This is a genomic window from Stenotrophomonas sp. YJH_SMC_20 (genome assembly GCF_059367845.1).
The window spans coordinates 627,966-650,725 of the sequence record NZ_JCAFRG010000001.1 but is presented as its reverse complement, the minus strand read 5'-3'; the positions used below and the strand labels follow the sequence as shown (position 1 = coordinate 650,725).

Genomic DNA, 22,760 nt, shown 5'->3' with positions numbered 1-22,760 from the left:
CATGAACTACGAGGAAACCTACCGTCGCTCGATCGACGAGCCGGAGGCCTTCTGGGGCGAGGAAGCCAAGCGCATCCATTGGCACAAACCGCCGCAGCAGGTGCTCGACTACAGCAATCCGCCGTTCCGGCGCTGGTTCGTCGGCGGCGAAACCAATCTCTGCTACAACGCCGTCGACCGCCACCTGGCCGAGCGCGCCGACCAGCTCGCACTGGTCGCCATCTCCACCGAAACCAACAGCACCCGCGAAATCACCTATCGCCAGCTGTATCGCGAAGTGAACGACTTCGCCGCCGTGCTCAGGCACCTCGGCGTCGGCCATGGTGACCGCGTGGTGATCTACATGCCGAACATGGCCGAAGCCGTGTTCGCGATGCTGGCCTGTGCGCGCATCGGTGCGGTGCACTCGGTGGTGTTTGGTGGCTTCGCCGCGCACAACCTGGCGCTGCGCATCGACGATGCGAAGCCGAAGCTGCTCATCGCCGCCGATGCCGGCATGCGCGGTGGCAAGCTGATTCCGTACAAGCCGATGGTTGACGCGGCCTGCGCCGAAGCGGCTTCGCCGCCACCGCATGTGCTGATCGTGTCGCGCGGGCTGGATGCCGCCGAACCACGCGTGCCGGGCCGTGATGTGGAGTACGCCACGCTGCGTGCACAGATCGGGGAAGTGGATGTGCCGGTGCAGTGGCTGGAAGCGAGTGAGCCGAGCTACCTGCTGTACACCTCCGGCACCACCGGCAAGCCGAAGGGCGTGCAGCGCGATGTGGGTGGCTATGCGGTGGCAATGGCCCAGTCGATGGAGACCGTGTTCGACTGCAAGCCGGGGCAGGTAATGTTCTCCACCTCCGATGTCGGCTGGGCGGTGGGCCATTCCTACAACGTGTACGGCCCGCTGATCGGTGGCTGCACCTCGCTGCTGTACGAAGGGCTGCCGACGAATCCGGATCCGGGCATCTGGTGGGCGCTGTGCGAGCAGTACAACGTGCGCACCATGTTCTCGTCGCCCACCGCCATCCGCGTGCTGAAGAAGCACGATGCGGACTTCATCCATCGCCACGACCTGCGCGCCCTGAAGTACCTGTTCCTGGCCGGCGAGCCGCTGGACGAACCGACCGCGCACTGGATCAGCGAAGCGCTGGGCAAGCCGATCATCGACAACTACTGGCAGACCGAGACCGGCTGGCCGGCTCTGACCCTGCTGCCGGGCCTGGAGATGAAGCCGGTGCGCTTCGGTTCGCCGGGCTTCCCCAATCTTGGCTACCGGATGAAGGTGATCGACGAGAACACCGGCGAGGAAGTCGCACCGGGGCAGAAGGGGGTGCTGGTGGTGTCGCCGCCGTTGCCGCCTGGCTGCATGAGCACGGTGTGGAACGACGACAACCGTTTCCTGCAGAGCTACTTCAGCCATTTCAAGGAACTGCTGTACAGCTCGCTGGACTGGGCGATCCGCGACGACGATGGCTACACCTTCATCCTCGGCCGTACCGATGATGTGATCAACGTGGCCGGGCACCGGCTGGGCACGCGCGAGATCGAAGAGGCCATTTCGAGCCACCCGCGCGTGGCCGAGGCAGCGGTGATCGGCGTCAAGGACGAACTGAAGGGGCAGGTGCCGCTGGTGTTCGTCACCCTCAAGCAGGGCCTGGATGGCGAGGATCCGGCGCCGGTGGTGGCCGAGATGATGGCCACAGTGACCACCTCGCTCGGCGCGGTGGCGCGCCCGGCGCACGTGCACGTGGTCAACGCGCTGCCCAAGACCCGTTCGGGCAAGCTGCTGCGGCGCTCGTTGCAGGCGTTGGCCGAGCAGCGCGACCCGGGCGACCTGTCGACGCTGGACGACCCCGGCGCGCTGGAGGAGATCCGCCGCGCGCTGGGCCGCTGACCTGCTTCTGTAGAGCCGAGCCGATGCTCGGCTCCGCATGCCTTGCCAAAGCAGCCGAGCATGGGCTCGGCTCTACAGGGGAGGCCGTTGCTGCACCGCAGCTTCCTCCCTGCAACCGGTGCGCTAAGCTCGGTTGCAGGGGGGCGTGCCCGCGAGGGCCCGCCGGAGTGGCGCATCGAGGGAGGGGGAGGCAATGGCATTGCTGCACGCCAAGACGGCGGCTGGCCGTCAGGAAATCGAAGACCGTGGCCGGCGCCTGCCGGCGGCACTGCGCTCGATCCTGCTGATGGTCGATGGCCATCGTGACGACACCGAACTGCGCGGCTTGTATGAAGGCCTGCGTGCGCCGCCCGATGCACTGGAGCAGCTGGCCGCGCTGGGCCTGATCGAAGTGATCGGCGGAAGTGCAGAGGCCGTGCCGGCGCGTGGCATCAGCACCGGTCGCGAACAGGACCCGGCGCTGTACCAGCAGCTGTACGACGCGATGAGCGATGCGGTGCGGCGCCATCTGGGCCTGAAGGGCTACTTCATGCAGTTGAAGATCGAACGCTGCACCGATGCGCTGGCGCTGGAACGCCTGTGCCCGGAACTGCTGGCAGCGGTGGGCAAGGCGCGCAGCCCGGCGCTGGCACAGCGCTGGTGGCAGGAAACCCAGGCCGCCGTGGTCAAGGGTGGTGGTGAGGTCGTGCAGGCCTGAGCCACCGCGTAAAGTGATCGGTTCACTTCCCCACAAGGAGTCCCGCGTGCAGGACGACCACGACGACACCGATACCCCCGGCTGGGACGCGATCAATGCGGCGCTGGCGCCGCTGTATGCCGGGCAGGAGCCACGTCACTTCGGCACCGCGCTTCCGTACACGCTCGGTGGCCAGGATCCGCTCGATGGCATCAGCGTGTACTGGGCGCATGCGCCGGTACCCCACTGGCACTACGTGACCTACGGCTTCTCCGAGCTGTATGCCAAGGAGAGCAGTGATGCCGCCACCAGCGGCTATGGTTTCGAGCTGACGTTCCGTCTCGCTGCCGAAGCCGCTGAGAACGCCGACAGCACGCCGCCGGTGTGGCCGATGAACCTGCTGCAGAACCTGGCGCGTTATGTGTTCGGCAGCGGCAACGTGTTCGAGGATGGCCACCATCTGAATGCCAACGGCCCGATCGCACTGGAGACCGACACGCGGCTGTGCCATCTGGCGTTCATTGCCGACCCGCAGTTGCCGGCACGCGACACCGCCAATGGCCACCTGCAGTTCCTGCAGCTGGTCGGATTGACCGATGAGGAAATGGAGGCAGTCAAGCGCTGGTCTACGCGCGGCGTGCTGCAGGCGCTGCAGCCGGCAATGCCACTGTGGATCAGCGACCTGCACCGCGGCAACCTGCTGGAGGACCCTGCGCTGGCGGCAGAGGTGCGGGCCGGCAGCGAGCGCGAAGGCTCCAGCACCGGCATGCTGTTCATCGAGACGTTGGACTGGCGCCAGGAGGCGGGCATGACCACGCTGGTGCTTGGCGCCGGCCAGGTGGCGAGCGTGTGCGAACTGCTGCCGCTGCGCCTGCGCCACGGCAGATCGCTGGAACTGGTCAGCCGCGAGCGGCAGTGGGAGTTCGTCGCGAACGGGGGCGGTGAAGCGGCGGACGTATCCGCCGACAGCGCGCGCTGGTCACTGGACGAGGCGGGCCTGCAGGCCCTGGCAGGGGTGCGCGCCGAGCGCGGGGTTTACCCGCTGGCGGGGGCGCTGCGCATCGAAGTGATGCCGACCTACCTGCGCGATGCCAACGGTGAAGTGATCCGCCAGATCGGTTGACCACGCCCTGGCGTATCGGCCCCCGCCTGCGCAGGGCAGAGGGGTCAGGCCCGTCCGCCACGCGAACGGCTCTGACCCCGGGTCATGATCAGGCCAGCCCTTCGGCCTTCAGTGCGGCCTGCACGCCGGCATCGGCGTCCATGCGCGCCTTGTAGGCGGCCAGGTTGTCCAGGCCCGACAGGTCGACCTTGGTACCGGCGGCCCAGCGCAGGGTGATGTAGAAGTACGGGTCGGCGAAGCTGCGGAAGCCGGCCAGCCATGGCTTGTCGGCCAGCTGCCTGTCAGCGGTCTCGAACAGGCCACGCAGGCGCTTGTGCGCGGCGGCGCGGATCGCATCGAACTGGCTCTCGTCGGCGATGAACTTGCCCGGCGCGAACAGCGGCGAGAAGGCCGGATGCACGTCGGAATTGACGAAGGCCAGCCAGCGGGTGGCTTCGGCGCGCTGGCGCGGGCTGCCGTCACCGCCGAGGCCGGCCTGCGGGAAGCGATCGGCGATATAGCCCATGATCGCGGCGTTCTGCAGCAGCACGAAGTCGCCGTCGACCAGCGCGGGCACCGCACCGGCCGGATTGATCTTGAGGAATTCCGGACCCTTCAGGGTGTCCTTGTTCAGCAGTTCAACCTCGAACGGCTGGCCGGTCCACTGCAGGGCGATGTGGTCGGCGGTGGAACAGGCACCGGGCTTGCTGTACAGCTTCATGGGAACTCCAGGTGATGCGGGCGGGAAACGCCCACTATCCCAGAGCCTGCCGGCAGGCGGCAACGCTGCCGCCGGCACGGATCGTTACGACTGCCGCGGCTTGAGGTTCTGCACCTTATAGAAGGTGTGATCGCCGATGGTGGCCACCTGGTAGGCATTGCGCCAGTTCGGGCTGGCGATGGACAGCGCGGCGAAGTGGCTGGCACCGGGCACGATCTCGCGGCGCTCGCCGGCCGGCAGCGCCCAGTTGCGCTCGGCGTCGAAAGCGACGTTCATCGCCTCGCTCCACGCCGCGTCATTGCCCAGCTGGGTGCCGGGGGAGACGATGGTCGGTGCGAACTGCTTGCGCGCGGTGACGACCTGGCACATCGAGTCGCCCCACAGGCCGCTGTCAAGGCGACGCAGGGCGACCTCGGCGACGGCCTGCTGGCCGCGCAGGGTCTGGTCGCGGGCTTCCAGGTAAACGGTGGTGCTCAGACACAGTGAATCAGCGGCCGGCTGCGGCAACAACTGCGACAGCCAGAGAATCCAGGCCAGTTTCATATAACTCCTTGCTCCGTATGGGCCGCACCTTCCGGTTCCGGCCGCGGGGGCGACAGGAGGCGGGGTACGACTTGGCGTCATGGGGAGGCGGCCATCGGGGCCGCCCCGTGGGCAGCCCCAAAAAGAATCGATCAGTACTGATCGGTGGGGCCACGCCAGCTCACCGGAAACTGGCTGGTGAGCGGAAAGATGGCGCAAGGTAGGGGGGAATAGCCGAACGCATCGTGAACCGCCCGGCTTGACATTCAGGTTCGACGGAGGTGACGGAAATCACATTCCGTCCCCCATTCAGGCGCTCATCAGAGCGTGGCGGCCACCCGGCTGCCCTGGTCGATTGCCCGCTTCGCGTCCAGTTCGGCGGCCACGTCGGCACCGCCGATCAGCTGCGCGTTGATGCCGGCGGCCTGCAGTTCGGCCTGCAATGCGCGGTTCGGTTCCTGCCCGGCGCAGATCACCACATGGTCTACCGGCAGCAACTGTTCGCTGCCTTCCACGCGGATGCGCAGGCCTTGATCGTCCACGCCCAGGTACTCGACGCCACCGAGCATGCGCACGCCCTTGGCCTTCAGTGTGGCGCGGTGGATCCAACCGGTGGTCTTGCCCAGTCGCGCGCCGGGCTTGCCGGGGCTGCGCTGCAGCAGCCACAGGCGCCGCGGTGACGGCTCGACCTCGGGCCGGCCCAGCGAGCCGCGTGCCTCGAAGCTGGCGTCCACGCCCCATTCGGCCATCCAGCGCTGCGGGTCCAGCGACGGCGACTCGCCAGCGTGGCTGAGGAATTCGCCGACGTCGAAGCCGATGCCGCCGGCGCCGATGATCGCGGCAGTGGCGCCCACTTCGACGCGGCCCAGCAGTACGTCCAGATAACTGACCACCTTGGCGTGGTCGGCGCCGGGGAAGCTGACCTTGCGCGGGGTGATGCCGGTGGCCAGCACCACCTCGTCGAAGCCGGCCAGGCTGGACGCGTCGGCGCGGGTGTTCAGGCGCAGCTGCACGCCGGTTTCGGCCAGCTTGTGGCGGAAATAGCGCAGGGTTTCGTGGAACTCTTCCTTGCCGGGGATGCGCTTGGCCACGTTGAACTGGCCACCGATCTCATCGTGGGCATCGAACAGGGTGACCTGGTGGCCACGCTGGGCCGCGACAGTGGCACAGGCCAGGCCGGCCGGGCCGGCACCGACCACGGCAACCTTCTTCGGCGCGGGGGTGGGGCGATAGACCAGTTCGGTCTCGTGCGCGGCGCGCGGATTGACCAGACAGCTGGCCAGCTTGTTCTCGAACACGTGGTCCAGGCAGGCCTGGTTGCAGGCGATGCAGGTATTGATCGCTTCCGCGCGGCCTGCACGGGCCTTGTTGGGCCATTGCGGGTCGGCCAGCAGCGGACGTGCCAGCGACACCATGTCGGCGCCGCCGCCGGCGAGGATGCGTTCGGCGACGTCGGGCATGTTGATGCGGTTGGTCGCCACCAGCGGCAGCGTCACATGCGGTTTCAGTTTGGCGGTGACACCGGCGAAGGCCGCACGCGGCACCGAGGTGGCGATGGTCGGAATGCGCGCCTCGTGCCAACCGATGCCGGAATTGATGATCGTCGCGCCAGCCGCCTCGATGGCCTGCGCCTGCTGCACGATCTCGTCCCAGTTGCTGCCGTCGTCCACCAGGTCGACCAGCGACAGGCGGTAGATGATGATGAAGTCCGGGCCGCAGGCCTCGCGGATGCGGCGCACGATCTCCACTGCAAAGCGCATGCGTTGGTTGGCGTCGCCACCCCAGCGGTCGGAGCGCTTGTTGGTGCGCGGGGCAATGAACTCGTTGATGAGGTAGCCCTCCGAGCCCATCACCTCCACCCCGTCGTAGCCGGCCTCGCGGGCCAGCTTCGCGCTGCGCGCGTAGTCGGCGATATGCCGCTGGACGCCACTGGCCGACAGCGCGCGCGGGGTGAACGGGTTGATCGGCGCCTTCAGCTTCGACGGTGCCACCGACAGCGGGTGATAGGCATAGCGGCCGGCGTGCAGCAGCTGCAGGCAGATCTTCGCGCCGTGCTGGTGCGCGGCGGCGGTGAGCTGCCGGTGCGGGCGTACCTCCCAGGGCCAGGACAACTTGCCGCCAAAGGGCTTCAGCCAGCCCACCACGTTCGGTGCGAAGCCGCCGGTGACGATCAGGCCAACGCCGCCCTCGGCGCGTTCGGCGAAGTAGGCCGCCAACCTTGGGAAGTCGCGGGCGCGATCTTCCAGTCCGGTGTGCATCGAGCCCATCAGGACGCGGTTGCGCAGCTGGGTGAAGCCCAGATCCAGCGGGGCGAACAGATGGGGATAGGCGCTTTCGTTGGCTGGCGACATGGTCGATACGCTTGCGTACGGAAGCGCGAAGCGTGCCGCGAAATGGCGGCCGGGGCAAGGGCCGCTGGATCGCGCCTGCAGCGCTGCCCCCGAACTCGGGGGGCGGTAGTGCCGGCCGCTGGCCGGCATTCGGGTCAACTCAGGGCGATTGTGGTTGTCGGCCTGCGGTCGGCGCGACCGGGCGGCGGCCGATCCCGAACCAGCCCAGGGTGACGCCGCACAGCGGGCCGATCAGCAGGGCGAAGGCGAGGGTGCCGAGGCCGACGTTGCCGCCCAGCCACCAGCCCAGCAGCAGCACGCTGCCTTCGATGAGGCTGCGCACCTTCCAGATCGCCCAGCCGGTGCGGGCATGCAGGCCGGTCATGAGGCCATCGCGTGGACCCGGGCCGAGGCGGGCGCCGATGTACAGGCCGGTGGCCAATGCCACCAGCAGCATGCCCGCGCAGAACATCGTCAGTTGCCAGCCAAGGCCGACGGCCGGCGGCAGCAGCCACAGCCCGAACTGCGCGGAGGGACCGATCAGCATCACGTTGAGCACGGTGCCGACGCCCGGCTTCTGCCGCAGCGGCCACCACAGCAGCAGCACCAGTGCGCCAATCACATTGGTGGCCAGGCCAAACGAGAGCGGGGTCTGCGCGGCGATGCCCTGTGACAGCACATCCCACGGCGCCACGCCGATGGCGGCACGGATCATCAGCGAAGCACCAAAGCCGTACAGGAACAGGCCGGTGATCAGTTGCAGCAGGCGCAGGGGCAGGGCGGTGGGCACGGTGGGCTCGGGGGAGAGGAATCTGTTTCCACCGTAATCCCGATTCAGTCACTTCAATAGATACAGATGCCGACCAATCCGCCGCTACAGGCGGAATCTGTAGAGCCGAGCCCATGCTCGGCTGCTTTGCCTGGCACCACCAGCCGAGCATGGGCTCGGCTCTACATGACGCTTCAGTCGTCCCAGCCCACCAGTGCCAGCTTGCCCACCGTGCGTCCGCTGGCCAGGCGCTGATGCGCAATGTCCAGATTTGCCGCATTGATCGTGCCCAGTGACTCACTGAGCGTGCCGCGCAGCTGGCCAGCATCGATCATGCTGGCGGCGCGGCTGAGGATGCGGTGCTGTTCGATGCGGTCGGCGGTGGCAAAGCGCGAGCGCGCGAACATGAATTCCCAGTGGATGCCGATGCACTTGGCCTTGTAGGGATCGCCGATGCGCAGCGGGCCACGTGGCTCGACGATCAGCCCGACATGTCCCTGCGGCGCCAGCAGCTGGCCCAGCTCATCCCAGTACTGGTCGGTGTCGGCCAGGTTGAGTGCGACCCGCACCGCGTCGATGCCGAGCGCATGCAGCTGGGCCTGGAGCGGCTGCCGGTGATCAATCACGTGCCGGGCACCCATCTGCCGGCACCAGTCGGCCGAGGCTTCGCGCGACGCAGTGGCGATCACCTCGAAACCCGCATGGCGGGCCAGCTGGATCGCCATCGAGCCGACGCCGCCCGCACCGCCGATCACCAGCAGGTTCTGGCCGGCGTGGCGGCAATCATCCAGCCGCAGGGGCATGCGCTCGAACAGCAGTTCCCAGGCAGTGAGCGTGGTCAGCGGCAGTGCCGCGGCCTCGGCGAAATCCAGCGTGGTGGGTTTGCGCGCGACCAGACGTTCGTCCACCCATTGGTACTGCGCGTTGCACCCCGGGCGGGTGACATCACCGGCGTAATAGACCTCATCACCGGACGCGAACAGGCTGGCCTCGTCGCCGATCGCCTCCACTACGCCGGCCGCGTCCCAGCCAAGGATGCGAGGTGCCTGGAGCGTGGCTGGATCCGTGCTGACACGCTGCTTGCCGTCGACCGGGTTGACCGAAATCGCCTCGACCCGCACCAGCAGGTCGCGCCCCCGTGGAGGCAGCGGCGGAGGAAGGCGGATATCGCACAGCGCGGGGGCGGACTCACGACTCAGGGCGACGGCTTTCATCACGGCTCCGGCTGGGTTCGTGGTTCCATCATAAGGTTCCTCACGTTTTCGCAGAGACGCTGAACTGCTCATCGCAGCGCGCTGCGCAATGTGTCGTTTCCAACGCCTAAACCCCGTCAAACCCTTGCAGCGTGAGGGTCTTGCGGATTTTCATCATCCTGTATAGGGTTTCAACGTCGGACCGATGGACGGTCGGGCGCAACACTTCACATGTTACGGGACTGTTAACATGGCCTTCACCCGCCTGAGCATAATGTTCGCGGCGGTGGCGTGCTGAATCGGCTGTCGTACATCGACGCACTTGTGCTGGCCCATGCCTCTACCGGTTTCATACCCCCGAAATAGGAGCTGTACTCAATGAACAAGAAGATCCTTACTGCCGCGCTGCTGGGCGGCCTGGCTTTCGCCCAGGCAGCTTCGGCGCAGGAGTTCGATGACCGCTGGTACCTGACCGGTTCGGCCGGCTTCAACTTCCAGGACAGCGACCGTCTGACCAATGATGCTCCGTTCGTGACCCTGGGCCTGGGCAAGTTCATCAGCCCGAACTGGTCGCTGGACGGTGAGCTGAACTATCAGAACCCGAACTTCGATTCGAACAAGGACCTGAACTGGTCGCAGTACGGCGTCTCGCTGGACCTGCGTCGCCACTTCATCAAGGAAGGCCGCGGCTGGAACCCGTACATCGTCGGTGGCCTGGGCTACCAGAAGTCGGAAGAAGAGTACCCGGCGCTGAATGCCAACGGTCCGCGCCAGCGTAAGGACGGCAACGTTGCCGCCAAGCTGGGCGTCGGCCTGCAGACCACCTTCGAAAAGCGCGTTGCTGTCCGCGCCGAAGTGGCTTACCGCGCTGACTTCGACGACCAGAGCGTTGCCGCTCCGAACGAAGACTGGTTCGGTGACGTGCTGGCTTCGGTCGGCGTCGTGATCCCGCTGGGCCCGGCTCCGGTCGCGGCTGCTCCGGCTCCGGCTCCGGTTGCCCCGAGCTGCGCCGATCTGGACGACGACGGTGACGGCGTCAACAACTGCGACGACAAGTGCCCGAACTCGCAGCCGGGTCAGACCATCGGTCCGGACGGTTGCCCGGTGCCGGTCTCCATCGACCTGAAGGGCGTCAACTTCGACTTCGACAAGTCGAACCTGCGTCCGGACGCCGTGGCGATCCTGAGCGAAGCCACCGAGATCCTGAAGCGTTACCCGGATCTGCGCGTTGAAGTTGCCGGTCACACCGACTCGAAGGGTACCGACGCTTACAACCAGAAGCTGTCGGAGCGTCGCGCCACCGCCGTGTACAACTACCTGACCAAGAACGGCGTTGACGCCGGTCGCCTGGTCGGCCCGATCGGCTACGGCGAGAGCCGTCCGATTGCTCCGAACACCAACCCGGATGGTTCGGACAACCCGGAAGGTCGCGCCAAGAACCGTCGTACCGAGCTGAACGTCCAGAACTAAGTTCTGACGCTCTGCCAGTAGGACACAGCAGGACCCGGCTTCGGCCGGGTCTTGTTGTTTCTGCGGCACTCAATCCAGGCATCTGGTGGTCTGCAAGTAACCGTTCGTCGGGTTTTTATCCTTAAAACCAATGAGTTGCCGTATTCATTGAAAGTGGCGCTTGAAAGCTGTCGCGGCATTGCTAAACTCGCCGCGTCCCTTCCTTTCCTGGATGCCCCTCATGCTGCGCTCTGCATCGGCCGCCTTCCTGGCGCTGGCCCTGGTTCCCGCCGCCCACGCTGCGGTCGATTGCTCGGTCAACACCAGCGCCTCGCCGCTGCCGTTGCCGGCCACGACCATCGCGCCGGTTGCCGACGAGCTGTACATCCGTGGCAACCAGCTGGGCATGCCGGCCGGTGTGCTGAGCAGCAACTACGATCCGTCGCAGTCGCTGGACCAGGTGCTGCAGCGCCTGCGCATCGACGGCTGCCAGAACATCGCCAAGGCCATCCCTAGCGCACCGGCGGTGAAGCCGAACGATCCGGCGGCCTACAAGCCGCAGACCGAATTCGACAACACGCCCTGGCGCTTCGACATGAGCCAGAACGGCAAGCGCATGACCGCCGAAGAGTTCGACGCCTGGATGAAGGCGCGCGGTGTGCGCGTGGTCAAGGCGCGTCCGGCCCCGGCCGCCACGCCGGCGGCGGCTGAAGCACCGGCTGAGACCAAGCCGGTCGACAAGAAATAAGCACCGCGGGGAGCAGAGGCTTGCGCACGCGCCGCCCACCTGCTGCCCCCGCTGCCCGCTCCCACGCACCGCGTGGGCGTGCGACTTCCGCTGCCGCTTCCGCCGGTGTCCGCCATGGCCTGGCGCGCGTACTGTCCAAGGCCGGCGTGTGCTCGCGCAGCGAGGCCGCGCGCTGGATTGCCGAAGGCCGCGTACGCGTGTCCGGCCGGATCGTGCGCGACCCGGAATTTCCGATTGGCCAGCCGGTGCCGCCGATCGAGGTCGATGGCCAGCCCATGAGCGCGCCACAGCGCCTGTACCTGATGCTCAACAAACCGCGCGGGGTAGTGACCACCGCGCAGGACGAGCGCGGCCGCGACACCGTCTACCGCTGTTTCGATGGCGCGGGGCTGCCGTGGATCGCGCCGGTCGGGCGCCTGGACAAGGCCAGTGAAGGGCTGTTGCTGTTCAGCAACGATCCGCAGTGGGCGGCGCGCCTGACCGACCCGCAGACCGGGCCGGACAAGACCTACCACGTGCAGGTTGATGGCCTGCCCGATGACGCCACGCTGGCGGCACTGCGGGCCGGCCTGGAGGACGAGGGCGAGTTCCTCGCCGCCCGTGCCGTGCGCGTACTGCGCAGTGGCGACAAGACCGCATGGCTGGAGGTGGTCCTCGACGAGGGCCGCAATCGCCATATCCGCCGCCTGTTGGCGGCCTTCGACCTGCAGGTGCTGCGCCTGGTCCGGGTCGCGATCGGCGGGCTGCAGCTCGGCGATCTCGGCAAGGGCCAGTGGCGGGTCCTGCAGGTCAGCGACCAGCAGCGGCTGGGGGCCGCTGCACCGGGCTGATCATCGCCCGTGGCCGGCGTTTGCCGGCCGCCGTTCCAGGCGTAGGGGGCGCCTGGCTGTCGAATATCCCGAACGGAGCCTGCCATGTACCACCTGACCCTCAATCAAACCCTGCGCTGCGCAGGCCTGCTTCTGCCGATGGTGCTGCTGAGCGCCTGTGGTGGCCACAAGAAGGTGGCCAAGGCGGAAACGCCGGCCGAGACCCCGGTGGTGGAAGTGAAGACCCCGGAGCTGGATGGTCGCGGCAGTTACCGCTTCCTGATGAGCAACGGCGACAAGAAGATGACCGCCGATGAGTTCGATGCCTGGATGAAGGCCAACGGTATCCGCGTAGCCAAGGGCAATGGCCAGGATGCCGCCGCCAAGCCGGTGGTGGTGGCCAGCAAGGACGAGCCGAAGGGCAAGAAGAAAAAGAAGTGACGCGCGTCGCGCGTCATTTCGGTAGCGCCGGGCCGTGCCCGGCGAGCGCATGGCGCGGCTTTCGGGAAATCGCCGGGCATGGCCCGGCGCTACCCCTGGGGATCCGACCCCGGTGCGGTCAGCCCTTGACCACGCCCAGTTCGACGCCGATGCGCGTGAATGCATCGATCGCGCGGTCCAGATGCTCGCGGCTGTGCGCGGCGCTGATCTGGGTGCGGATGCGCGCCTGGCCCTTGGGTACCACCGGGAAGAAGAAACCGATCGCGTAGATGCCTTCTTCGAGCAGGCGCTCGGCGAACTTCTGTGCCAGCGGCGCGTCGTACAGCATCACCGGGCTGATCGGATGTACGCCCGGCTTCACGTCGAAACCGGCCGCGGTCATTTTTTCGCGGAAGTAGGCGGTGTTCTCGGCCAGCGTGCTGCGCAGGTCGTCGGCGGCGGCCAGCATTTCGAATGCCTTGATGCCTGCGGCCACCACGTGCGGCGGCAGCGAGTTGGAGAACAGGTACGGGCGCGAGCGCTGGCGCAGCAGTTCGATCACTTCGGCGCTGGCGCAGGTGAAGCCGCCAAGTGCGCCACCCATGGCCTTGCCCAGGGTGCCGGTGATGATGTCGATCTTCTCCAGCACGCCCTTGACCTCGGCCGAACCGCGGCCGGTGGCGCCAAGGAAACCGGTGGCGTGGCATTCGTCGATGTGCACCAGCGCGTTGTACTTCTTCGCCAGCGCAGTGATCTCGTCCAGCGGCGCGATGAAGCCGTCCATCGAGAACACGCCGTCGGTGGTGATCAGCTTGGTCTTGCAGCCGGCGGCATCGGCGGCCTGCAGCTGGGCTTCCAGGTCGGCCATGTCGCAGTTGGCGTAGCGGAAACGCTTGGCCTTGCACAGGCGCACGCCGTCGATGATCGACGCATGGTTCAGTGCGTCGGAAATGATCGCGTCATTCTCGCCAAGCAGTGGCTCGAACAGGCCGCCATTGGCATCGAAGCAGGCCGCGTACAGGATGGTGTCCTGCTTGCCGAAGAAATCGGCGATCTGCTTCTCCAGCTGCTTGTGCAGGTCCTGGGTGCCGCAGATGAAGCGCACCGACGCCATGCCGAAGCCGTGGCTGTCCAGCGCGTCCTTGGCGGCCTGGATCAGGTCCGGGTGGTCGGCCAGGCCCAGATAGTTGTTGGCACAGAAATTCAGCACCGTGCGGCCGTCGTCGAGGGTGATCTCGGCCGACTGCGGGCTGGTGATGATCCGCTCGGACTTGAACAGGCCCTGGGCGCGGATGGCGTCCAGTTCCTCGGCGTAGTGGCGGGTCAGGGCGGAGGAGGGGTCGGTCATGGCGTGGGCACGGTTCTGAGCGGGGAAACCGCTGATTCTACCGGGCATCGCCGCTTGCCAACCGGCGCAGTTGCGGCGTCACCAGAGCGGACACATGTTGCATCGCAATAGCAAACGGGTTAAAAATTCGTGAACCGGCGCTGTCCCGCTCCGGCCGCCCCGCCTTCCGCGCCACGCCACCGCCCCCACCGGAGACGCTCATGAAGCACGCCCGTGCCTGCCTCGCCATTGCCGCTGCCCTGTCCATGGCCGCCCCGTTCACCGCCAGTGCCCAGGAAGACGAATCGCCGTACAGCTGGAACGTCACCGCCGTTTCCGATTACCTGTTCCGTGGTGTCTCACAGACCGACGAAAAGCCGACCCTGCAGGCGGGGTTCACCTACACCTCGCCGGTCGGCCTGTATGCCGGTGTCTGGGGTTCGGGCGTCGACTTCGGTCCGGGCGACCCGAGCACCGAGGTCGACTACCAGATCGGCTATGGCGTTGACGTCACGCCCCGCGTCAATTTCGACGCCCTGCTGAACCGCTACACCTACCTCGGTGCCAGCGAGCTGAACTACAACGAGCTGATCACCACCACCACGCTGGATGAGACCTACAAGCTGACGGTGGCCTACACCAACGATGTCTGGAACAGCAGCACCGATGGCTGGTACTTCGGCCTGGGCGGCAGCTGGGGCCTGCCGAAAGACTTCACCCTGAATGCCAACGTCGGTCGCAGCACCTTCGAGGACGGCATCGCCAAGGACTACACCGACTGGAACGTCGGCGTCGCGCGCCAGTTCGGCCTGTTCAACGTCGGCCTGGGCTACTACGGCACCGACGGCAACGGCCGCGACAACTCCGGCAAGCTGGCCCACAGCCGGGTGATGCTGAGCGTGGCCGTCGGCAAGTAACGCCGCAGGCGTTACGGCAGGTGCCAGGCTTGCCTGGCACGCATTGCGAAAAAGGCGCCCATCGGGCGCCTTTTTCATTCCGGTGACGCCGGGCATGGCCCGGCGCTACCGTGGGGCGGATCAGTTCCAGCTCAATACCACTTTGCCGGCCTTGCCTTCTTCCATCAGGTCGAAGCCCTTCTGGAAATCGTCAATCGGCAGCTGGTGGGTCATCACCTTGCCGAGCGGGAAGCCGGACAGCACCAGCTGGGTCATCTTGTACCAGGTCTCGTACATCTTGCGGCCGTAGATGCCCTGCACGGTCAGGCCCTTGAAGATGATCTTGTCCCAGTCGCAGCCGGCGCCCTTGGGCATGATGCCGAGCATGGCGATCTTGCCGCCGTGGTACATGCAGTCGAGCATGTCATTGAAAGCGCGCGGGTTGCCGCTCATTTCCAGGCCCACGTCGAAGCCTTCCATGTGCAGTTCCTTCATCACGTCCTTCAGCGACTGGTTGGCCACGTTGACCACGCGGGTAGCGCCCATGTCGGCGGCCAGCTTCAGGCGGAAGTCGTTGACGTCGGTCACCACTACGTTACGCGCGCCGATGTGCTTGCAGATGCCGGCGGCGATGATGCCGATCGGGCCGGCACCGGTGATCAGCACGTCCTCCCCGATCACATCGAATTCCAGCGCACAGTGCGCGGCGTTGCCGTAAGGATCGAAGAACGCGGCCAGCTCCGACGGAATCTGGTCCGGGATCGGCCACAGGTTGCTGGCCGGCATCACCATGTATTCGGCGAACGCGCCGTTGACGTTGACGCCGATGCCGACGGTGTTCGGACACAGGTGCGGGCGGCCGCCCCGGCAGTTGCGGCAATGACCGCAGACGATGTGGCCTTCGGCCGAGACGCGCTGGCCGATCTCATAGCCGGTCACTGCCGAGCCCAGCGCGGCGACGCGGCCGACGAATTCGTGGCCGATGGTCAGGCCCGGCTTGATGGTGCGCTGGCTCCACTCGTCCCACAGGTAGATGTGCAGGTCGGTACCGCAGATCGCGGTCTTCTCCAGCTTGATCAGGACCTCGTTCGGGCCGGGGGTCGGCACCGGAACTTCTTCCAGCCAGATGCCCTTGGCTGCTTCGCGCTTGACCAGGGCCTTCATCGTTTGCTGCGCCATCGGGGTGGAACTCATCAGGGGGAAAGCGCGGATTATAGGGGGCCGCGCGGATTTCCCATGTTGCGCTGCGGGTGCAGTGGTGGAACGAAAGGCGTGCGCCGGCGGGCGTTTCGAACGTACTGCGAACAGCGGCGCCTCCCTGATCCGGGAAAGGGGGCGTGGTCACCCTGGCCGGGACACGCAAAAGCCCATCCATGGTGCTCGATGGCGCCTTGCTCGTGCGCGCTATCCTGCGCACACGGCAAGACCGGGGTTGGGCGTCCTGCCCAACCCGCCAGTCGCATGCGCCCGGCCCATGGCGCCAACGGTCCCGTCCAGGGTGACCACGCCCCCTCTGGACGATTTCCGTGTGCGCGGCCGACGTGCGCGTGGCAGAGCAAGAAGCAGGCCCATGACTTCCGGGGTTCGGGCCGGGGCAGGGCGGCGGGCTACAATCGAGGGTTCCACTACCAGGGGCCGCTCCATGCGCTCGAACCTGCTTGCATTTTCCATCGTCGCCAGCCTCGGGCTGGCCCAGGTCGCCCATGCCGCTGAAGGCATGTGGGTGCCGCAGCAGCTGCCGGAAATCGCCGGCCCGCTGCAGAAGGCCGGCCTGAAGCTGTCCCCGCAGCAGCTGTCCAACCTGACCGGCGACCCGATGGGCGCGGTCGTCGCCCTCGGCGGCTGCACCGCCAGCTTCGTCTCGCCGCAGGGTCTGGTGGTCACCAACCACCATTGCGCGTATGGCGCCATCCAGCTGAATTCGACCGCGCAGAAGAACCTGATCAAGGACGGCTTCAACGCGCCGACCCTGAAGGACGAACTGAGCGCCGGCCCGAACGCCCGCGTGTTCGTGCTCGACCAGATCACCGACGTCACCGCCCAGGCCAAGGCCGCCATCGCCGCCGCCGGCAATGACCCGTTGGCCCGCAGCCGCGCGCTGGACGCCTTCGACAAGGCCCAGGTTGCCGCCTGTGAGGCCGATGCCGGTTTCCGCTGCCGCCTGTACAGCTTCTCCGGCGGCAACACCTACCGCCTGTTCCGCAACATGGAAATCAAGGATGTGCGCCTGGTCTACGCGCCCCCGGGCAGCGTCGGCAAGTTCGGCGGCGACGTCGACAACTGGATGTGGCCACGCCACACCGGCGATTTCTCGTTCTACCGCGCCTACGTCGGCAAGGACGGCAAGCCGGCCGCCTTCGCCGCCGACAACGTGCCGTACCAGCCCAAGCACTTCCTGAAGTTCGCCGACCAGCCGCTGGGCGCCGACGACTTCGTGATGGTGGCCGGCTACCCGGGCCGCACCAACCGCTACGCGCTGGCCGGTGAGTTCAACGAAACCGCCAGCTTCACCTACCCGACCATCGCCAAGCACTACAACGCGGTGCTGAAGCTGATCGCCGACGCCGGCAAGGCCGACGCCGACGTCAAGGTGAAGTACGCCGCCACCGCCGCCAGCATGAACAACGTGGCCAAGAACTACCTGGGCCAGCTGGAAGGCTTCAAGCGCATCGACGCCGCTGGCCAGAAGCAGGCTGAAGAAGCCGCCGTGCTGGCGTGGCTGAAGAAGCAGGGCGCTGCCGGCAAGCCGGCCCTGGCCGCACACGCGCAGCTGCTCAAGCATCTGGATACCAGCAAGGCCACCCGCGAACGCGACCTGTTCGTCGGCCAGTTCAACAACACCTCGGCCGTTGGCGCGGCGATCACCCTGTACCGCCTGTCGATCGAGCGCAGCAAGCCGGATGCCGAACGCGAAGCCGGTTACCAGGAACGCGACCTGACCACCATCGAAGGTGGCCTGAAGCAGATGGATCGTCGCTACGTGGCGAAGATGGACCAGCAGCTGCAGGCCTACTGGCTGGAGCAGTACGTGGCCCTGCCGGCCGCGCAGCGCGACAATGACGTGCTGAACAAGTGGCTGGCCGGCAGCGATGCCGCTGCGGTGAAGTCGGTGGTGGCCAAGCTGTCGGGCACCGAGCTGGGCAGCCTGGATGCACGCCTGAAGTGGTTCAAGGCCGACCGTGCCGCGTTTGAAGCCAGCAGCGATCCGGCCATCCAGTACGCCGTGGCTGTCATGCCGGCACTGCTGAAGCAGGAAGAGCAGAAGAAGATCCGCGAAGGCGAATCGCTGACCGCGCGCCCGCTGTACCTGCAGGCCGTGGCCGACTACAAGAAGAGCCAGGGTGAGTTTGTCTACCCGGACGCCAACCTGTCGCTGCGCATCACCTTCGGCAACGTCATGGGCTATGGCAAGGACGGCGTGACGTACACCCCGTTCACCACCCTGGAAGGCGTGGCGGCGAAGGAGACCGGTGAAGATCCGTTCGATTCGCCGAAGGCGCTGCTCGATGCGGTCAAGGCCAAGCGTTACGGCGGCCTGGAAGACAAGCGCATCGGTTCGGTGCCGGTGAACTTCCTGTCCAACCTGGACATCACCGGCGGCAACTCGGGTTCGCCGGTGCTGGACGCCAACGGCAAGCTGGTCGGCCTGGCCTTCGATGGCAACTGGGAATCGGTCAGCTCCAACTGGGTGTTCGACCCGGTGATGACCCGCATGATCGCCGTCGACAGCCGCTACATGCAGTGGATCATGCAGGAAGTGGCGCCGGCGCCGCAGCTGCTGAAGGAACTGAACCTGGCGAAATAAACCGGTTGCGGTAGTGCCGGCCGCTGGCCGGCAAACACGACCCGATGGCCGGGAATTCCGAAACCCCGCGACCCACGTCGCGGGGTTTTTTCATGCCCGGCCCGGCCCGGTGCGCCGAACAGGTATCATCCCTGTTCCGCGTGCTTCACAGGATGTGAACGAAACGCGGAAACCTCCTCCCCCCAGGACCCCTTGCACGCATGCGCATCCTGCTTGCCCGCCACGGCGAAACGCCGTGGAACGCCGAAGGCCGCTACCAGGGCCAGATCGACATCCCGCTTTCGCCGATCGGCGAAGCCCAGGCCCAGGCCCTGGGTGCCCGCCTGGCCTCGGTGGACATCACCCGTGCCGTCGCCTCGCCGCTGTCGCGCGCGCAGCGGACCGCGCAGCTGGCGCTTGGCGCCGCCCGCGCCGACATGCTGCTGACCGAGCCGGAGCTGCAGGAAATCGCCCACGGTGAATGGGAAGGGTTGCTGGCCAGCGAGATCCACGAGAAGGATCCGTCGCGCCTGCAGGCCTGGCGCGAGGAGCCGGATACGGTGTTGATGCCCGGCGGCGAATCGCTGCGCCTGGTGCTGGAGCGCAGCTGGCGTGGCCTGGCCCGCGCCACCGAAGGCCTCGGCGAGCACGACACCCTGCTGGTGGTTGCGCACGATGCGGTCAACCGCGTGATCCTGTGCAAGGTGCTGGGCCTGCCGCTTTCCCGGCTGTGGACCTTCCGCCAGGCACCGACCACGCTCAACCTGCTCGAAGGCGCCGACCTGGACAGCCTGGAAGTGGTGCGCCTGAACGACTGCGCCCACCACACGCCGTTCTTCGGCGAAGCCAAGCACCGCGCCCTCTGATTCCCGAACCACCTGCTTCTGCTGGAACCCCTGCCGTGACGAACACCCCGACCACCCTGGCCGACTGGCTGGACTACATTGAACGCCAGCACCCGGCGACCATCGACATGGGCCTGGAGCGCGTGCGCGCCGTGGCCACCGCGATGGGCCTGGGGGCGCCGGGCAAGCGCACCATCGTGGTAGGTGGCACCAACGGCAAGGGCTCGACCGTCGCCTTCATCGAAGCCATTGCACGTGCCGCCGGCTGGAAGGTTGGCGCGTACACCTCGCCGCATCTGCTGCGCTACAACGAGCGCGTGCGCATCGACGGCCAGGACGTGGACGATGCGGCGCTGGTTGCTGCGTTCAACGCCGTCGAGGCCGCACGCGGCGAGACCACGCTGACCTATTTCGAGTACGGCACGCTGGCCGCGCTGCAGCTGTTCGCCGACGCCGGGCTGGACCTGGCGGTTCTGGAAGTGGGTCTGGGCGGTCGCCTGGATGCGGTCAACATCGTCGACGCCGATGTGGCCGTGATCACCACTGTGGACATCGACCATGCCGAATGGCTGGGCGAAGACCGCGAAGCAATCGGCACCGAGAAGGCCGGCATCATCCGTGGCTGGAAGCCGGTGATCCTGGGTGAGACCGACCCGCCGTCGAGCGTGCTCGCACGGGCCTACCTGGTGGGTGCCAACGCGATCCGCGGCGGCAGCGACTATTTCTACGAGCCGATCGATGCCCAGCGCTGGCGCTGGCGGGACGTTGGCCTGCGCATGGAACTGCCAACCCCGGCGCTGGCCGGGCCGATCCAGCTGGCCAATGCGGGTGCCGCCATTGCTGCGCTGCGCGCGCTGGACAAGCCGGTGCCGCGCGCGGCGTGGGCCGCTGGTATCGCGGCGGCGCGTATCCCGGGTCGGCTGCAGGCGTTCGAGCGAGATGGCGTGCAGATCCGCGTCGACGTCGGGCACAACCCGCAGGCGGCGGGCCAGCTGGCCCGCGCGCTGAAGGCCGAAGCGTCGGCCGGGCGCACCTTGGCGGTGTATGCCGCATTGCAGGACAAGGACGCGGTGGGTGTGGTGCAGGCATTGCAGGGCGTGGTTGGCGAGTGGACCCTTGCCGGCCTGGACGGCCCGCGCGGCCAGAGTGCCGCCCAGTTGCAGGCGCGCCTGGCCGAGACCGATGCTGGCAGCGCGCAGCTGGCCGCTTCGGTCGAGCAGGCGCTGGCGCAGGTACTGGACCGGGCCGAGCGCGGTGACCGCGTACTGGTGTTTGGCTCCTTCCATACCGCCGCCGCCGCGTTGCAGTGGCTGCAGCGCAACGCCTGAGCCACGTTCAGCCAATCCCGACGCCGTCCGGTCCGGCACCCGTATAATCGACCGCAACCTCCGGACAGTTGCCGCCTCACGTGGATACGCCTCTGAAACAGCGTCTGATTGGTGCCATCGTGCTGGTCGCACTGGCCGTGATTTTCCTGCCGATGCTGGTCAAGGGACCTGCACCGGACAGCGGTGTGGCCTCGGTGCCGATCGCCGCGCCGGATGCGCCGGCCGATGGCCAGTTCGAAACCCGTGAACTACCGCTGGTGGCTCCGGCCGGTGGTGCCACCGGCCTGCAGACCGGGCAGGCCAAGCCGCTGCAGGACGCCGCCACGCCAGCCACGCCGCCGACCGTGGACACCTCTCCGGCGGTTGCTGCCGGCAACTACGCCGTCACCTTCGGCGCCTACGGCAGCAAGGCCGACGCCGATGCCGTGATTGCCTACCTGCAGCGCTCGCAGCTGCCGGGCTTCGCAGAAGCGACCACCATCAACGGCCGTCAGGCATGGCGTGTGCGCGTGGGGCCGTACGCCGACCGTGCACAGGCCGAGGCCGCCCGCCTGCAGGCGGTGAAGATCCGTGCCGATGTGAAGGCCGAAGTGATCACCCTGGATGCCGCAGCGGACAGCAGCGCCCCGGTGGCAGCCACCCCGGCACCGGCTACGCCGAGCGCCAGTACCCCATCCGCCGCCACCGCGCCGTCGGCCAGCAGCAACCCGGTGCGCAGTGAAAGCCTGCCGCCGAGTACGCCGACTGCAACGACCACTCCGGCGGCCAAGCCCGAGCCGCCGAAGCCGGCGCCGAAGCCCGAAACCCCGAAGCCCGAGCCGAAGCCGGAGGCCACCGCGAGCAAGCCGGCAACGGCCCCGGCCACGCCGGCAGCACCGGCCGCCAGCGGCGTCGGCTTTGCCGTGCAGCTGGGCGCGTTCGGCCAGGCCAACGATGCCAACGCCCTGCGCGACAAGGTCCGCGCCGCCGGCTTCAGTGCTTTTGTCGAACAGGTGCGCACCGAAAAGGGCACCCTGCATCGCGTCCGCGTCGGGCCGGTGGCCAACCGTGGCGATGCCGAGCAGCTGAAGGCGCAGGTCGCCGCCAAGGTCGGCGTCGCCGGCATGGTCCGGCCGCACCCATGACCCACGCGCAGCCGCGTTGCCAGCGCCGCCGAAGGAGCGGGGCGCCATGATCGACGTGGTGCTGCTGATCGTGATCGCCGCCTCCACCCTGCTGGGGATGCTGCGCGGCTTCGTCGGCATCGTCATTGGCACCCTGTCGTGGCTGCTGGCCGCGTGGGCGGCCTTCGCCTTCGGCAATGATGCCGCCCATTGGTGGGCTGCCCCGGCGGCCCCCGGTGGCGAACACTTCGTCGGCGGCTACCTGGGCGTCGGCATCGGCGTGATGATCGTGGTCGCGGTGATCGGCATGGTCATCAAGGCTCTGGTCCACCGCAGCATGCTGACCAGCCTGGACCGCCTGCTGGGCGGGGTGCTGGGGGCCGTGCGGGGCGGCCTGATCGCCGCGATCCTGCTGCTGCTGGGCAGTTTCACCCCGTTGACTGCCGAGCCCTCCTGGCAGCGCTCGGCGGTGCGGCCACTGCTGAATCCCACCGTTGCCTGGATGAACAGCAAGCTGCCGCACTGGGAGGTTCCCGGGGCCGATCTGCTGCCCAAGGCCTTGCCGACCGACGCGCTGTCCCCATCTGCATTAATGGAGTTGGGCAAGAACGCAGGCGCCGGGTTGGGAAAGCCGGGCGCGGCAGGCGATAATGGCATCCTCAACCAGGTAGTGGCAGGCAGCGGATGGCTGCGGCCTGCGAAAGCGGAACAGGGCGATTCCTACGATCCGGCGGAAGTGCGCCCGGATGCTCCTGCACTGCCGGACAGTATCGAGCCGGGCGATCCGGCCAACGTCGACCGCGTGCGCGGCGACCACCGCGGCCAGGTACGGCCACCTTCCTTGTAACTGGGCACA

The 22,760-nt window shown here is 67.2% G+C and carries 20 protein-coding genes; 13 read left to right on the top strand and 7 right to left on the bottom strand.

The genetic code is table 11. The features are described from left to right. Position 1 precedes the first annotated feature (1 nt). The 3 genes from prpE to AC5P6A_RS03140 all read left to right on the top strand — a co-directional run bounded on the left by prpE (position 2) and on the right by AC5P6A_RS03140 (position 3,681). Positions 2-1,882, top strand: coding sequence for a propionate--CoA ligase (gene prpE / locus AC5P6A_RS03150; protein ID WP_021202251.1), 1,881 nt, complete (start codon positions 2-4; stop codon positions 1,880-1,882). A 193-nt stretch (positions 1,883-2,075) separates the two neighbouring features. After that, entirely contained in the window at positions 2,076-2,579 is a 504-nt protein-coding gene (locus tag AC5P6A_RS03145) for a hypothetical protein (protein ID WP_134734632.1), read from the top strand. Between the two features lie 46 nt (positions 2,580-2,625). Beyond that, positions 2,626-3,681 carry a suppressor of fused domain protein gene (locus AC5P6A_RS03140; RefSeq protein WP_180877869.1) on the top strand — a complete coding sequence of 352 codons (1,056 nt, stop codon included), beginning with the start codon at positions 2,626-2,628 and terminating at the stop codon, positions 3,679-3,681. 88 nt (positions 3,682-3,769) lie between these two features. Here the strand turns inward: AC5P6A_RS03140 and AC5P6A_RS03135 are convergent, their stop codons facing one another. From AC5P6A_RS03135 to AC5P6A_RS03115, 5 genes are all read right to left on the bottom strand, one after another. Continuing rightward, positions 3,770-4,381, bottom strand: coding sequence for a glutathione S-transferase N-terminal domain-containing protein (locus AC5P6A_RS03135; RefSeq protein WP_019659563.1), 612 nt, complete (start codon positions 4,379-4,381; stop codon positions 3,770-3,772). Between the two features lie 84 nt (positions 4,382-4,465). Further along, on the bottom strand, positions 4,466-4,924 hold the full coding sequence (locus tag AC5P6A_RS03130) for a cell wall hydrolase (protein ID WP_004154513.1): 459 nt from the start codon (positions 4,922-4,924) through the stop codon (positions 4,466-4,468). 299 nt (positions 4,925-5,223) lie between these two features. Further along, on the bottom strand, positions 5,224-7,254 hold the full coding sequence (locus AC5P6A_RS03125; protein ID WP_171952416.1) for an FAD-dependent oxidoreductase: 2,031 nt from the start codon (positions 7,252-7,254) through the stop codon (positions 5,224-5,226). Between the two features lie 139 nt (positions 7,255-7,393). Then, on the bottom strand, positions 7,394-8,023 hold the full coding sequence (gene yczE / locus AC5P6A_RS03120) for a membrane protein YczE (RefSeq protein WP_180877870.1): 630 nt from the start codon (positions 8,021-8,023) through the stop codon (positions 7,394-7,396). Between the two features lie 173 nt (positions 8,024-8,196). Continuing rightward, a complete protein-coding gene (locus tag AC5P6A_RS03115; protein ID WP_134734633.1) occupies positions 8,197-9,216 on the bottom strand; it encodes a zinc-binding alcohol dehydrogenase family protein in 1,020 nt (339 codons plus the stop codon). A 357-nt stretch (positions 9,217-9,573) separates the two neighbouring features. On the opposite strand from AC5P6A_RS03115, the gene AC5P6A_RS03110 reads away from it, so the two are divergent. The 4 genes from AC5P6A_RS03110 to AC5P6A_RS03095 all read left to right on the top strand — a co-directional run bounded on the left by AC5P6A_RS03110 (position 9,574) and on the right by AC5P6A_RS03095 (position 12,642). Beyond that, entirely contained in the window at positions 9,574-10,665 is a 1,092-nt protein-coding gene (locus AC5P6A_RS03110) for an OmpA family protein (protein WP_019659558.1), read from the top strand. A gap of 220 nt (positions 10,666-10,885) precedes the next feature. Next, positions 10,886-11,392, top strand: coding sequence for a hypothetical protein (locus AC5P6A_RS03105; RefSeq protein WP_014646073.1), 507 nt, complete (start codon positions 10,886-10,888; stop codon positions 11,390-11,392). Positions 11,393-11,412: 20 nt separating this feature from the next. Beyond that, positions 11,413-12,222: a pseudouridine synthase gene (locus tag AC5P6A_RS03100; protein ID WP_346714625.1), complete on the top strand. Its 810-nt coding sequence runs from the start codon at positions 11,413-11,415 to the stop codon at positions 12,220-12,222. 84 nt (positions 12,223-12,306) lie between these two features. Beyond that, positions 12,307-12,642, top strand: coding sequence for a hypothetical protein (locus tag AC5P6A_RS03095; RefSeq protein ID WP_019659556.1), 336 nt, complete (start codon positions 12,307-12,309; stop codon positions 12,640-12,642). A gap of 118 nt (positions 12,643-12,760) precedes the next feature. Here the strand turns inward: AC5P6A_RS03095 and kbl are convergent, their stop codons facing one another. Continuing rightward, a complete protein-coding gene (kbl, locus tag AC5P6A_RS03090) occupies positions 12,761-13,969 on the bottom strand; it encodes a glycine C-acetyltransferase (RefSeq protein ID WP_021202257.1) in 1,209 nt (402 codons plus the stop codon). A 200-nt stretch (positions 13,970-14,169) separates the two neighbouring features. Between kbl and AC5P6A_RS03085 the strand changes: the two genes are divergently transcribed. Beyond that, complete coding sequence (locus AC5P6A_RS03085; RefSeq protein ID WP_021202258.1) at positions 14,170-14,865, top strand: TorF family putative porin; 696 nt, start codon at positions 14,170-14,172, stop codon at positions 14,863-14,865. A gap of 120 nt (positions 14,866-14,985) precedes the next feature. On the opposite strand, the gene tdh is transcribed toward AC5P6A_RS03085, so the two are convergent. Further along, complete coding sequence (tdh, locus tag AC5P6A_RS03080; RefSeq protein WP_026346966.1) at positions 14,986-16,008, bottom strand: L-threonine 3-dehydrogenase; 1,023 nt, start codon at positions 16,006-16,008, stop codon at positions 14,986-14,988. A 478-nt stretch (positions 16,009-16,486) separates the two neighbouring features. On the opposite strand from tdh, the gene AC5P6A_RS03075 reads away from it, so the two are divergent. The 5 genes from AC5P6A_RS03075 to AC5P6A_RS03055 all read left to right on the top strand — a co-directional run bounded on the left by AC5P6A_RS03075 (position 16,487) and on the right by AC5P6A_RS03055 (position 22,751). Next, positions 16,487-18,649, top strand: coding sequence for a S46 family peptidase (locus tag AC5P6A_RS03075; RefSeq protein ID WP_111097983.1), 2,163 nt, complete (start codon positions 16,487-16,489; stop codon positions 18,647-18,649). Between the two features lie 200 nt (positions 18,650-18,849). Continuing rightward, positions 18,850-19,494 (top strand): histidine phosphatase family protein, encoded by a 645-nt coding sequence (locus AC5P6A_RS03070; RefSeq protein WP_005408242.1) that lies wholly within the window; start codon positions 18,850-18,852, stop codon positions 19,492-19,494. Between the two features lie 35 nt (positions 19,495-19,529). After that, on the top strand, positions 19,530-20,801 hold the full coding sequence (folC, locus tag AC5P6A_RS03065; protein ID WP_134730175.1) for a bifunctional tetrahydrofolate synthase/dihydrofolate synthase: 1,272 nt from the start codon (positions 19,530-19,532) through the stop codon (positions 20,799-20,801). 80 nt (positions 20,802-20,881) lie between these two features. Continuing rightward, positions 20,882-21,925, top strand: a complete 1,044-nt coding sequence (locus AC5P6A_RS03060) for an SPOR domain-containing protein (protein ID WP_021202992.1) — start codon at positions 20,882-20,884, stop codon at positions 21,923-21,925. A 46-nt stretch (positions 21,926-21,971) separates the two neighbouring features. Beyond that, positions 21,972-22,751 (top strand): CvpA family protein, encoded by a 780-nt coding sequence (locus AC5P6A_RS03055; RefSeq protein ID WP_019659549.1) that lies wholly within the window; start codon positions 21,972-21,974, stop codon positions 22,749-22,751. The last annotated feature ends 9 nt before the right edge of the window (positions 22,752-22,760 follow it).

Bases quoted from the DNA above. Each gene is read 5' to 3' on its own strand.
- AC5P6A_RS03085 (WP_021202258.1), top strand. From the start codon at position 14,170: ATGAAGCACGCCCGTGCCTGCCTCGCCATTGCCGCTGCCCTGTCCATG.
- AC5P6A_RS03075 (WP_111097983.1), top strand. From the start codon at position 16,487: ATGCGCTCGAACCTGCTTGCATTTTCCATCGTCGCCAGCCTCGGGCTG.
- AC5P6A_RS03145 (WP_134734632.1), top strand. From the start codon at position 2,076: ATGGCATTGCTGCACGCCAAGACGGCGGCTGGCCGTCAGGAAATCGAA.
- AC5P6A_RS03115 (WP_134734633.1), bottom strand. From the start codon at position 9,216: ATGAAAGCCGTCGCCCTGAGTCGTGAGTCCGCCCCCGCGCTGTGCGAT.
- AC5P6A_RS03105 (WP_014646073.1), top strand. From the start codon at position 10,886: ATGCTGCGCTCTGCATCGGCCGCCTTCCTGGCGCTGGCCCTGGTTCCC.
- AC5P6A_RS03110 (WP_019659558.1), top strand. From the start codon at position 9,574: ATGAACAAGAAGATCCTTACTGCCGCGCTGCTGGGCGGCCTGGCTTTC.
- tdh (WP_026346966.1), bottom strand. From the start codon at position 16,008: ATGAAGGCCCTGGTCAAGCGCGAAGCAGCCAAGGGCATCTGGCTGGAA.
- AC5P6A_RS03125 (WP_171952416.1), bottom strand. From the start codon at position 7,254: ATGTCGCCAGCCAACGAAAGCGCCTATCCCCATCTGTTCGCCCCGCTG.
- AC5P6A_RS03135 (WP_019659563.1), bottom strand. From the start codon at position 4,381: ATGAAGCTGTACAGCAAGCCCGGTGCCTGTTCCACCGCCGACCACATC.
- AC5P6A_RS03070 (WP_005408242.1), top strand. From the start codon at position 18,850: ATGCGCATCCTGCTTGCCCGCCACGGCGAAACGCCGTGGAACGCCGAA.
- AC5P6A_RS03130 (WP_004154513.1), bottom strand. From the start codon at position 4,924: ATGAAACTGGCCTGGATTCTCTGGCTGTCGCAGTTGTTGCCGCAGCCG.
- kbl (WP_021202257.1), bottom strand. From the start codon at position 13,969: ATGACCGACCCCTCCTCCGCCCTGACCCGCCACTACGCCGAGGAACTG.
- AC5P6A_RS03055 (WP_019659549.1), top strand. From the start codon at position 21,972: ATGATCGACGTGGTGCTGCTGATCGTGATCGCCGCCTCCACCCTGCTG.
- AC5P6A_RS03095 (WP_019659556.1), top strand. From the start codon at position 12,307: ATGTACCACCTGACCCTCAATCAAACCCTGCGCTGCGCAGGCCTGCTT.
- prpE (WP_021202251.1), top strand. From the start codon at position 2: ATGAACTACGAGGAAACCTACCGTCGCTCGATCGACGAGCCGGAGGCC.